The sequence below is a fragment of the Pseudomonas sp. MEJ086 genome (genome assembly GCF_030209025.1).
GTDB classification, from domain to species: domain Bacteria; phylum Pseudomonadota; class Gammaproteobacteria; order Pseudomonadales; family Pseudomonadaceae; genus Aquipseudomonas; species Aquipseudomonas fulva_A.
In genome coordinates, this window is the sequence record NZ_JARVSV010000008.1 from 387490 (window position 1) to 400035 (window position 12546).

7 protein-coding genes are annotated in these 12546 nt (G+C 62.7%); all 7 read right to left on the minus strand.

The window, feature by feature from the left end:
- Positions 1-60: 60 nt before the first annotated feature.
- On the minus strand, positions 61-1752 hold the full coding sequence (locus QRN22_RS07010) for an ABC transporter ATP-binding protein/permease (protein ID WP_042552389.1): 1692 nt from the start codon (positions 1750-1752) through the stop codon (positions 61-63).
- Positions 1749-4535, minus strand: a complete 2787-nt coding sequence (locus QRN22_RS07015; RefSeq protein WP_042552388.1) for a M16 family metallopeptidase — start codon at positions 4533-4535, stop codon at positions 1749-1751. Before QRN22_RS07015 ends, QRN22_RS07010 begins: the two co-directional genes overlap by 4 nt.
- A gap of 13 nt (positions 4536-4548) precedes the next feature.
- Positions 4549-7425, minus strand: coding sequence for a TonB-dependent receptor (locus tag QRN22_RS07020; RefSeq protein ID WP_052493752.1), 2877 nt, complete (start codon positions 7423-7425; stop codon positions 4549-4551).
- Between the two features lie 153 nt (positions 7426-7578).
- Positions 7579-8562, minus strand: a complete 984-nt coding sequence (locus QRN22_RS07025) for a FecR family protein (protein ID WP_042552387.1) — start codon at positions 8560-8562, stop codon at positions 7579-7581.
- A gap of 90 nt (positions 8563-8652) precedes the next feature.
- A complete protein-coding gene (locus QRN22_RS07030; protein WP_042552386.1) occupies positions 8653-9165 on the minus strand; it encodes a sigma-70 family RNA polymerase sigma factor in 513 nt (170 codons plus the stop codon).
- 88 nt (positions 9166-9253) lie between these two features.
- Complete coding sequence (locus QRN22_RS07035) at positions 9254-12094, minus strand: class I adenylate cyclase (protein ID WP_042552385.1); 2841 nt, start codon at positions 12092-12094, stop codon at positions 9254-9256.
- Positions 12095-12215: 121 nt separating this feature from the next.
- Entirely contained in the window at positions 12216-12464 is a 249-nt protein-coding gene (locus QRN22_RS07040; protein WP_042552384.1) for a TIGR02647 family protein, read from the minus strand.
- Positions 12465-12546 lie beyond the last annotated feature (82 nt).

Here is a 12546-nt window from a genome sequence, read left to right on the forward strand (position 1 = left end):
CGGCTCGTGCCGTGCCGAGTCTTGCCTTCTGGCAGCCCGGGGCTACACCCGGGGTGCCGATCAAGTCGGCAGCAGTTCCGGCGTCGCCGGTTTGCAAGCCGTCCCACATTCCTGCAGGTCGATGCTGCGTTCGAACAGGCGCTGCACCGCGGGCTGGTGGCTGACGCCGATCAGCGTGCAGGTGGGCAAGCGCTCTCGCAGGCGCGCGAGCAACCCGCAGGCCGCATGTTCGTCGAGCTGATTGGTGGCTTCGTCGAGGTACAGGGTGTCTGGGCGATAGAGCAGGGCGCGGGCCAGCGCCAGGCGCTGTTGCTCACCACCGGAAAGCTCTCTGCCCCATTCGGCTTCGCGGTCCAGCTCATGGATGAGATGGTCGAGCCCAACGTCCTGCAGCGCGCCAATCAGTTCCAGAACCTGGGGTATCTGCGTTGCCGGGTAGGCCAGTAACTGATCCAGACGACCGCTGGCCAGGTAAGGTTTCTGCGGCAGCAGCAGGCTGCGCCCGCCCGGCAACTGCCAGCTGCCGCGGTGATGGGGCCAGAGGCCCATCAGGGTGCGCAGCAAGGTGGTCTTGCCCAGGCCGCTGGCGCCCGCCAGGCGCAGCCACTCACCAGGGCGAGCCTGCAGGGTCAGGCCGCACAGCAGCGCTTCGCCATTTGGGCGCAGCACATCCAGGCCGCAGGTGTTGAGCGCCTCGCCCTGGCTCAGTTCGACCGGCTCCAGCCGCTCCATGGCCTGCTGGAACTGGCCCAGGCGCTGGACCGTGGCGCTCCACTCCATCAGGGTGCGATAAGAGTAGATGAACCAGCTCAATGATCCGTGTACGGCGCCGAAGGCCGTGCGGATCTGCATCAACCCGCCCAGGGTGATGGTCTTGGCCAGGAACGCGGGTAGGGCGATGAACACGGGCACGATATTGCTGACCCGGTCGTAACCGACGGTGAATGTCCCCAGCTTCAGCTCACGGCGCATCAGGCCACGCCAGTTATCGGCTATGGCGGCGAAGCGCAGGCCCAGGCTCTGCCGCTCTGCCTGTTCGCCGCCGTACAGCGCGATCTGCTCGGCATGCTCGCGTTTGCGTAACAGGTCCGCACGAAAGGCCGCCTCGCTGCGTTGGCGCTCATAGTTGAGAGCGTGCAGTGGCTGGCCCAGCCAGTGAGTGACCAGCGTGCCGATCAGGGTATAGATGAGCACGGCCCAGACCAGGTATCCATCGAGGGTTACGCTGTAATCGCCGAGGGTGAAGGTCTGAGTACCCGAGAGCTGCCAGAGGACGCTGACGAAGGCGCCGATCTGCATGGTGTTGATGAACAACGATACGATCAGGCCGACGGTCTTGTCCGCCAGCAGATGCACATCCTCGGCGATCCGCTGATCGGGGTGGTCCGGCTCGCCGCTCAGCCCCAGCCGGTAGTAGCGACGCTCACCCAGCCAGTGCTCGAGCATGTGATCGTTGAGGTGCTGGCGCCAGCGCAGGATCAGCGCTTTGGTCAACCAGTTCTTCGAGGCGATCACCACCACCAGCGCACAGATTGCCAGTGCATAACTGCCCATGAGATCGAGCAGCGCACTGCCGTCGAAGGTCGCCAGGGTGTCGTAGAACGTCTTGCTCCACGCGTTGATGTAGACGTTGACCTGCACGATGCCGATGCCCATGGCGAACACCGAAGCCAGTAGCAACCAGCCCGGCCAACCGGCGCGACTGGCCCAGAATGGGCGGGAAAGCCTGAGGAAAAGATGCAGGGTTCTCATGTTTCGATGCCCTGCGCGGGAAGCACCTGCATGCGCACTTGATTGCCTTTCGGGAAAAGCTGGCGAGCCAGGCGCTTCAGGGCCGCAGGCTCGAGTGCCGCAGGCAGTCGATGCTGTTCGCTCAGGTAACGCGGGTCGTGCCATGCGCGCTCGCTGAGAATCAGGCGATGCAACTGGATGCCGGGATCCTCGCGACGCAACGCTTCCTGGCGGGTCAGCTCCTGGCGCAGGGCGGCGACGTGTTTCTCGTCGATGGCGTCGGGCAGGCTGGACAAGGTCCGTCGCGCCAGTTGCCAGAGCTCGTCGGCGCGTTGCGGGTCACTGCTGAATCTCAGCTCGCTGTCGATGCGCTGATGTTCGGGGCTCAGTTCACTGTCGAATTGCAGGCTGTAAACGCCTGCCGCTTCGCCGCGCAGGCGCCGCTTCAGCAGGCCGTTGGCGATCTCGCGCAGCGCCGCTACCCGGGCGGCATCCGCCGGGCTCCAAGGATGGGGCTGGAAGCTGCCCGCATAGAGGCTGGCGCGCGGTTCGCGAGCGATGGCCAGGGTGGCCTGGCGCTGACCGGGTTGCCGTGGGTTGGCCTTGCTGAGCAGTGGCTCGCCGCGCGGGATGCCCGCCAGATAACGGTCGACCAGCGCTTCCAGTTCCTGCTCCGGCATGTTGGCCATCAGGTAATAGGTCACTGGAGCCGCGGCCTGGCGGCGCCATTCCACTTCCAGTGCGGCGCGGCTGAGTGCGTCGAGGTCCTTGGTCGTTGGCGACTGCCAGTCATCCTCGCCCTGCTTGATTCTGCGCCAGGTCGCGTCTTGCTCGCTGCGCACGTGATCACGCCGACGCAGCAGGCCTTCGCGCAGGTCGGCGAGGCTCTCGAGGTAGGCTTCTTCATCCAGAGCGCTGCGGGTCTGCTGAGCCTGATAGAGCGCCAGCAGGCTGCCCAGCTTGTCCACCGTGGCACTGCCCTGCGCCTCCAGGCGCTGCGGCCCTTGAGTGAACGACAGTTGCACGGCTTCGCGCCGTTTCCAGGCATTGAGCTGCTCATCGCTCCAGCCTTGGGGAGGTAGCTGCAGGGCCAGTTGATTGGCGATCTGCGCGCGCCAGGACTGCGCGCCCTGGTACAGAAAACCAGCGCTGGAATCGACGCGCAACTGCGCCTTGCCGTCCGCGCCCTCGGCACGTAGCCACACCAGGCGGTCGCCGTTGCTCAGTTGCCAGTGTTCGACCTTCTCGGCTGCGAAGCTGCGGCGTGTCTCGATGCTACCGGGCGGCGTGCTGCTTTCCAGGCTGGGAATGCTGAGCGCATGTTGTGCCACGGGAGGCTTTGGCGCTTCCAGGCGGGTAGCGGCGAACTGCAGCGCCTGCTGCTCGACGCGCGCGACATCAGGCAGCTTCAGCGGCGTACCGCCTGGGGCGCTGAGTTGCAGCACCCGGTCCGGGCTGTCGAGCCAGCTGACGATGCGCTGTTGCAGCTCGCGCTTGCCGATGCTGTCCAGATTGATCAGGGCGTTGCGGGCGATGGCCTCGGGGTCTTGCAGCACCCGCTCGCCCAGGGTGGCGTCGTTGAGTTGTCGCACCCAGGCGTCGAAGTCTCGCGCTGCCGGTTTCGCCAGCATGCGCTCGGCGATCTGCCGCACCTCGTCCTTGACCGCTTTGACGTCCTCGTCGTGCAACGGGTGCTGGCGCAGCCGCTCGAGTTCGCGCAACAGGGTCTGCAGCGCCTGGTCGTGGCGCTGACCTTTGACGCTGGCGGCCACCGCCAGTACCCCCGTACGGCGGCCAATCTGGGTTTTCACCGCTGTCAGGCTGCCTACGCCTTCGTCCAGGGGTTGGCGGCGCAACTGCCGTGACAATGCGGTGAGTGCCAGGCGATCCAGCAGTCGATCACGGCCGCCCGCAAGCGTCTGCTCGCGAATGTCCATCTGCTGGAAGCGCATCAGCAGAGCGACCTGGTTGCTGCCGCTCTGGCTGTCCTGCACGCGGAACACTTTCAGCTCGTCGTCCAGCGGCAGTTCGAGGTGCTCGCGCGGGGGACGTTCGCCCCGTTGCGCATGGCCGAAGTGGCGCTCGATATGCGCGATCATTTGCTGGGGATCGACGTCACCGACGACATTCAGCACCATGTTGTTCGGCAGGTACCAGCGCTGCTGGAACGCCTGCAGTGCCTGCAGTTGCGCCTGCTCGATGGCCTTGCGGTTGCCGATGGTGCGATGCGCCGGATAACGGGAGCCGGTGCGCTGTGCCGCGGCACGTTTGGCGTTCATGCGCTGCGCGACACCCAGGCCACCTCGCCATTCTTCGATGACGATGGGCCGCTCGCGCTGCAGATCGTCCGCCGTGAAATCGCCGGCGAAGGCCATCGTGGCCAGCGTTTTCAGCGACAGCTCTACACTCGCCGCCCCGTCAGGCGGGCTCAGCAGGTATTGCGTGCGCTCGTAGTTGGTGACCGCATTGAAGTGGCGGCCCTGTTGCCAGCCAGCCTTCTGCAGGCGCTGGCGTACATTCAGGGTGTCACCACCACGGCTGTAGAACGCCAGGTGTTCGAGCATATGGGCGACGCCGACCTGATCGTCGGCCTCGTCCACCGAGCCGGCATGCACCGTCAGGCGCATGTCCAGGCGGCCTTTCTGCGTATCGATGGGAATCAGGTTGTAGCGCAGGCCGTTGGGCAGTTCGCCACGGGTGACGATGGGGTGCCATTGCAGGGGCGTGTCCCCTGCAGGCAAATGGGTGCAGGCACCGAGCAGCAACGCTGCCAGTGCCGTGAACAGGGTTTTCACGGGATGCATGGAGCGCCTTTTCTTAGAATTGGTAGCCGACTTCGAGCCAGTATTGGCGGCCAACTTCGTAGCTGATGCTGCCGCCTGTCTCACTGACGATTTTGTTCACCTTGTCAGTGACGTTCGTGATATCTGCGGCGACGTACAAGGATTGATCCTTGAAGGTTGGCGTCTGCCACTTCACGCGCATATCCCAGGTGGGTGCGCCGCCGACCTTGCCCACCGCGTAATTGGCATAACTGCTGCCATCGACCACGATATTCGAAGGAGAGCCGCTGAAAATCTGCTCGTAGGGGCCCCGGTAGCGGAAGAAGTTACTAACGGTCAGGTTCAGTGCTGGTATGGCAGTAATCGTATTGAGACGAGCCGTCCAGGGACGGTTGAAGTTCCCTGACGGCAGGTCGCTGTAAGGGATCAGTTTACCGTCGAAATACACATCGACATCATTGAGCCGATCCTCGCTGAACACCGTTTCGTAATCCGGATAGCTGGTATACGTCTGGTTCCAGTCAAAGGCTGCCTGCATTCGGGTGCTAGTGCCGGCCAGTGTCAGTTCTTGCAGCGGAGTTATGGCCAAGGTGACAGTTTTGCTCCGGCTTTCACCGGCATTGGTATAAACGTAGTAATTGCTGATTTCCCCAACGTTGTCACCGGCTTCGAGGCCCAGGTAATTAGCACGACTGCGTACAACCTGATTCTTGCCTTCCCGGTTCACATATTTCAGCTCGAAGAGCACATCCTTGAATACTTGACTGAGGCCAACCATCCACTCGTCATCATAGGGGATGTCGATCTGGCGGAATGAGCTCTCATCCACTCCGTAGGAGACCAGAGGGTCGAAGTCGGGAATCACATCGTTGGTCACCCGGGCTCGGGTCTGGCGCGCCCGCAGCGATTCACGGCCATCGGCCAGGCGGTATTTGAATAAATTGCGCCCGTAATAACGGTTGAGCCCGGCGCTGAAGACAGTGCTTTGATCTCCGAACAGGTCATAGCTTGCCGCGAAACGCGGGGCCAAGGTTTTCTTGTCCATATAATCATCTGCATCAAATCGCAGCCCGGGGCGCAACGTCAGACGGTCAATGCGAATTTCATCTTCAAGGAATAGTCCGAGGCTGGTTTGTTCCAGTTCGATCTTCCCTGCGCGGTAGTAATTGAGGAATCCGAAGTACTGGCGCTCGAGTGTGCCATCACGAGCCGTGCCAATGGAGCAATATTCACTGTCAAGGCTACCGCTGACGGTTTGGCACGTTGATGTGTTGTTCGGTGACAAGGTCACCCTTCTGGGCGTGGTAGCAGTCCACGCATCTTGCATCTGTTCATAGCTGGCCTTCTGGTAGTTGAGCTCCAGGCCAGTTATCAGTTTGTGCTCTGTGTTGAACAGCATGGTGGGGAGCAATTCTGCTTTCAGGGCATATTTAGCTCCGGTCTGCTGCTGCTCCAGATTTCCCATTCCTCCTTCTACGCTGGTAGTGGATGCGCCCCAGTTTTTCTGATCGGACCATCGCCACAGCTTGTTGACGTTGCTGTCGGAATTTCTGGAGGTCTGGGAGAAGTTGTAAGAGAGTTTATGGGTGTATGTCGCGTTATCGCCTTTCCAGATCCCTTGTAGCGCGCCGATGTAGCCGCCTTGCTCTATGGTGAAATTGGAGTTCTTTTGGTTTTCCTTGAAATATTCTCCAGTCTGGGGCGCATCGACCAATGTGAACGTGAGATCCAATCGTTCGTTGGGCGTCCAGAAGCCCTTGAGCATATAGTTGTCGATTTCTCGATGCTGGGTCTTCTTGCGTCTGTCGCCCTCACTCGTGAAACCATCGCTGTATGCGTAAAGAGGTATTTCCGACGTCTTCTGTACGAAGTTTCCGATGAGGCCGAAGTTCTCGGTAACGTGCCCCTCGAGTACGACACGCTTGGTTATTTTCTTGAATTCTGGTTGGTTGGCATAGTTACTCGAGTACTTGAAGGCTTCCTCATCGCCGCTTATATGGTAATTGGTCCATTCCGAACGGCTCATGCCTACCGATACCTTGCCGTGGAAGTCTTCGGTTGGGCGACGCGTGATCGCATCGACCACACCACCGTTGAATCCTCCGAATTCTGCGGACACGTTGCTGTCGTAGACCTTCACTTCCTCGAGCAGGTCGGCGTCCAGAGCGATGCCGAATGAATTGCTGGGTAAGTTGTAGAGACCGTTGATATCCCTGCGTGAGCCGCTGCTGGCGCCAGGGTCGAGATCGTTGTTGATGCTTACCCCGTCGATCATGAAGTTGTTTTGGTAGAACTTGGCGCCATTGATGCTGATGTCGGCTGGGTTCAGTTCTCCGGGGGTATTGGAGCTCTGCTGGGTGGTGTCGAATCGGACGCTGGGGTGCATTTTCAACAGCGTCGTCAGGTCACCATTGGCCCCGGCGAAATTCTCGATCGCCCTGCGGTCTATTACGGTCTCGCCTTGAAAGGCATTTTCAGGCGTTGCCAGCACCACTGTGTTGGCCAATTCAAACGCCCTGTTCTGGCTCGCCAACTGATGAAAGGTCACCACCTGCTGCCCGTATTCCCAGCCCACGTTGCTGCCATCGAGCAGTCGTGACAGCGCCAGTTCGCTGCTCATCTGCCCGCGTACCGCATTGCCGCGCAGGTGGCCGACCAGGCTTGGGTCGACGCTCACCTGCAGGCCGCTCTGCTGGGCGAAGGCGATCAGGGCGTCGGCCAGGGGTTGGGCATCGATGGCGAAGCTGTGCTGGCGTTGCAGCAAGGCGCTGGCAGGCTCGGTGTTTTCCTGCGCGTGGGCGTTGTGCATGGGCAGCGTGGCGCACAGGCTCAGCAGCCCCAGGCTGATGGAAGCGCCGAGTTTCCGGGCGCCTGTAGAGGGATGTTTGAGCCGGTGCACCTGCTTTTTCATGGTCTTCCCCGAACTGGCCAAGCGGCCTAATTGAAAAGCTAATGCGAATCTGTATCGATTCGTGTTCGAGGCAATGACGCAGCGGCCCGACGAATTTTCAGGAATTCGTGAATTATTTTTTATTTATCGGAAAAATCCGGCTTGCGAGCCCTGTCAGGGGTGGCGCTTGATCACTCGCAGCCACGGTGTCCAGATGCTGACCGTGCCCTGATAGGGCTGAATGACCGCACGCAAGGCCGCGTCCGGATCGGCCAGGGCGTAGACGCCGGTAATGCGCTGCTCGCCCAGTGCCGCATCGCGCAGGGATACCTTGCCGGGCAGGTAGGGACGCAGTTCCTCCAGTACATCGCTGATACGCGCATCGCGCACCACCAACTGGCCTTTCTGCCAGGCTGCGATCTGGCTGACGGGAAGCGTGTCGCGTGTGACTTCATGGCTACCACGCTGCCAGCGCAGGCGATCACCCGCGCTCAATGCGTCTGCCAGCGTGGTGTCATTTTCCTCTACACGCACCGAGCCATGTTGTACCGCTACGGCCAGCCCGGTTTGTCGCAGCGCGACGTTGAATGCCGTGCCGGTCACGGTGATTCGCAGCGGTCGGGCATCCACGCTGAACGGCCGGGCCTGGTCCGGAGCCACTTCGAAGAACGCCTGACCGGCCAGCAGGCAGACTTCGCGCTGACCATCGCTGTAGTCCACGGAGATCGCCGATTCGCTGTCCAGGTGTATGCGGCTGCCGTCTTCGAGTTCCACTGTGCGCTGTTGGCCAAGGCCGGTGCGGTAGTCGCTCTGCAGGGCAATGTAGGCGCCGGGGGCGATGACCATTGCCAGGCAGGCGGCCAGTGCGCCTGCCAGCAGGCCGGGCCAGCGGCGTCGACGCGGGCGCGCTGGTGGCACGGCGGCCGTTGTGTGTGCCGCCAGGATCGGTTGCGGTGGGGCTTGTGGCTCATCCGCGAGTGCAGCGGCCTGGGCCATGCCGGTGATTCTCCAGACCCGCTCCGCCTTGCGATAGGCCTCGGCGTGGCTGTCGTCGATCGACAACCAGGCGGCCAGGTCGCTGCGCAGCCCGGTATCCTCCGGGCTCTGCCGGACGCGCAATAGCCAGTCCAGTGCGGTATGTCTGAGATTGCCGGTCATGGGCGGGACGGGGTCAGGTGAAAAGGTGCAAGAGGTTCGCACAGTCCAATGCCCTGAGCAAAGCACGTAGCAGCCAGCGATTTGGCGAACTCACCCATTGGCCTGCTCCAGCCGATCCGCGCAGTGGCACAGCGCCTGATGCACCAGTTGATGGGCCAGGCCGACGGAGATGCCCAAGGTGATCGCGATGTGCTGCAAGGTGTGACCTTCCAGGCGATGCATTTCGAAGGCCCGGCGTACGCGCTCCGGCAGCTCTGCCAGGGCCGTGTTGACGATGCGCAGTTCGGTGATGCTGCTGGCCTGCTGTTCGGGGCCGGGGCTGTCATCGGAGAGCGTTTCCAGCAGGCTTGCGCTACCCGGCTGGCGGCGCTCTGTGACGCTGCGTCGACTCAGGTCGAAGGCCAGGTTGCGCACGATGCGATAGAGGTAGCCGACTGGGTGGTCGATTGCCGCTTCGGCACTGCCGCGGCTGTTGAAACGCAGCCAGGCCTCCTGCACCACGTCTTCGGCCTGGGCACGGCAACTGACGAGAGAGGCGGCATAGTCCACCAGCGCGTTGCGGTGGGCGAGGTAGAGGTCGAGTTTCTGGCTGGGTGGAGACACGATGATGACTGCCGGAAGCCGTGCACAGCAGGCGTGCCACAGCGAAAGCGCATGTTAGCTCAAGTTGAGAATTGTTATCAATAATCGTCTAGAGGGCACGCAGGGCATTGTTCAAGGCTTCTTCCAGGCTGGCCTTGTAACGCAGGTAATGCACCACCGACGGTTGTCGATCTCCCAGCAGGGCGGAAAGATCCAGGTCGGTTATGTAACAGGGATAGCGTTCTGCCTCGCTGCGTAGGGCGAGAATATGCCGAGCCACGTTGCTGAACAGGCTGTCGCCGTATTCGAGCTCGGAGAATTCCCGGTGGTTGCAGTACAGGCTGATGTAGGCGCGCTGGCCGCTACCCGGTTCGACGATCGCCTGGACATCGTAGAACGGTTGGCTGACCTGCGTCAGTGGCGCGGGGCGCAGCTCCAGGCGCTGGGCACGCAGCGGCGCGGCGGGTTGCAACTGCTGATAGACGATCTCCAGTGGCGCCTGTGGGCTCTCCAGGGTGAGCGCGGCATTGCGCCGGTACAGCAGCGACTGCAGAAACCGCTGCAGGGGCGCCAGCAAGCTGGCTTCGTCGTGGAACGGCGCCTGGGTCCGCCATACCGCACCATGTTCGTCGAGCACGGTGATCTGTGCCTGGGTCTCGCCTTCCTGCAGTCGATAGAACACCTGAATGCAGGCCGGGCGGCTGGCGTTGAGGATCAGTGCCAGGTCTTCGCCCTCCAGCACATTGCGGTCCAGGCGAAGCGGGTTGTACTCGGCGCGGTCCTGGGCGAGGTGTTCGAGCAGGGCGGGCAGGTCATCCAGCGTGGTGTGGCGAACCTCGCCAGGCGCCAACTCGAGCATGTGGTAACGACGGGTGATCTGCAGCAGATAGCGTTGACGCTGACCACTGACGAGGCCGGCGATCAGCTCGCGCACCAGCTCTTCGACGCGCTCGACGATGGCTGCCGCGCGATTGCGGCAGAAGCAGTGCACCCGCACGCTGGGCAGCTCACCATGGGCGGGCAATGCGTTGAGCAGATCGGTCAGGCAGTCGAGCAGGGCGTTGGCGCCGTCGTAGCGGTCGACCAGCAGCTCGTTCCAGCTGTTCAGGGTTATCTGGTCGAGGGTCAGCACCAGGTTTTCGCGAACACCGGAGTAACCCAGAGGGTCCGTACGTTCGCTGGTCATGTGCACGTTCATCTGGCTGTGCTGCTTGAGCGGATCGATGCCGACGTTGACCAGCAGCATGACCTGCGCTGGCTGGCGGGCACGCAGCAGGGCGCTTTCCGCAATGCTGTCCAGCGGCATGGGCAGCGCCTGGTTCAGGCTGGCGAGCAGGTGGCCGAGTTCGAATTCGCTGAGGTCGCTATCGCCCGGGTGCAGTGACAGGTGCGTACCGCTGTCGATGACGCCGTTGCGGTGTGCCCAGGCGAGCAGTTCGATCAGGCTGCGGGCTTGCCGCAGGGGTGCGAAGTCGAGCCATTCCTGAGGCCCGAGGCTGCCATTGAACAATGCCCAGCGCTCACCCTTCGGCGTGGGGCAGTGCACCAGCGTCAGGGTGTCCTCGCCAAGGTCGGGGGCGATGCCGGGGTTGATGAATTCGACCTTGCCGGCACGGCGCTCGAACGCTGCGTAGAGGCGGCGGCCGAGTACCGCCAGTTCGCGGTTGTCGGGGGCTGCGTCGTCAGTCTGGCTGCGCGCGAACTGGGTCAGGAAGCGATAGCTGTAGTTGAGTTCGTTGACCAGCGCCCGGCGCTCAGCGCTTACCTGGCGGACCTTCCACTGGCTGCGGCTGTCGAGCATGACCAACTGGCGCTCGCCCCAGCCCCACTCGGCGGTCAGGCGTTCGAGCAGCAGGCGCTGCCAGCTCTTGGCGCGGTTGCGCGGCGGTTTGCTGACCTTCTTGTTGACCTTCAGATACAGGCAGCGGCGCATCAGCTCCAGGCGCTCGGGCTCGCCGCGTGCCACAAGGTATTCCTCCAGGCGCCGATAGATCAGCACATAGGGGTCGAGTTCATCGAGATCCAGCTGACCGTCGTACACCGACTGCTTGAAGCGCAGCGACAGGCATTCGACCCTCGGGTGCTCGCTGGCATAAACCTCGGTCAGAGAGAGCTTGAGAGCCGACTTGTAGGGCGACTCGATGCCCTTGAACAGTTGCCACATGCCGGCACCGATGAACTCTCCTGAAGGCACGTGGGCCAGGTGGCCGAAGTCGATGACATCCTCTTCGCGGACGAAACGCTTGCTCAGCAGTGTCGCGGTGAACTGTTCGTAGCGGTGCTCGTCGACAGCGGGCACCAGCCACCATAGCGGCGTGCGGCCGCCCAGCCAGATCGCGGTTCGGTAGAACTCGTCGAGCAGCAGGAAGTGCTGGGTGGTGCCGCAGTCGTCCGAGGTGAGCTGCGCCTCGCGTTCTCCGGCTCGAAAGCGCTGCGGGTCGATGAGGAAGAAGTGCGCTTCGGTGCCCTGTGTGGACGCCCAGCTTTGCAACAGCTCGCACTTGCGGCGCAGTTCGTCGCGGGCTGCGGCAGTCAGATCGCTGGCGTGGCAGACCCACAGGTCCATGTCGCTTTGCTCGGCCTGCGCCACCGTGCCCAGGCTGCCCATCAGGAACAGGCCATGGATCGGCGTGGGCGCGGGGCCGCGGGCCGGCTTGTAGGCGAACGAGCGAGTCAGGCGCTGTGCCTCGGCGAGCAGCTCGGCACTTGGCTCGTAGCCACTCAGGCCTGCGGGTGTCTGGGCGGATACATAGCCGGGCAGCAGTGGGTGATTGACGTGGAACAGCAGCGGCAGCAGCGTGAGTACCCGTTGCTGGCGCGTCGACAGCGCCTGCATGGCGCGTAGCTGACGCCCGTGATTGACGCGCATGAAGCGTGCGCGCAGCTGAGTGAGCACCTTGCGGTCGATGCCATCGTCGATATTGGGTCGCAGGGGCAGATGGCGCGTCATGCTCGGGCTCGGCCGGGTGATGAGCAAGACTACAGTCGTGGAGTGCCCTGTCGCAATCGTTGGCTGGACAGCCTGTGGGAGAGGGGCCTGCCACCATCAGGGCGGCAGGCGTTGCTGGGGCTCAGGCAGGTTGTGGAACGGTGAGGATGGCCCGCAGGCCATGGGCGTGCTCGGCCGCTTCGTGGCCCAGGCGGGTCAGATAGCCGCCATCGGCGAGGCTGATCAGCCCCTTGTCATGCAGGCGCCCGGCAGCGGCGACGGCGGAGGGGGCGGCATCGTGGTGGTGGATCTTCAATCCCTCCTGACCATTGTCCAGATTGAACAGCAAAAGGATTTCCAGTTCGGCGACCAGTTCGGCGGTAAAGGCCATTGGTGACTCCTGCCTGTTGTTGTCGTGCACGGCGCAGGCCGTGGGCTTCGGGGGTGTCTGGCGCCCCGCAGCCTGAGTGTAG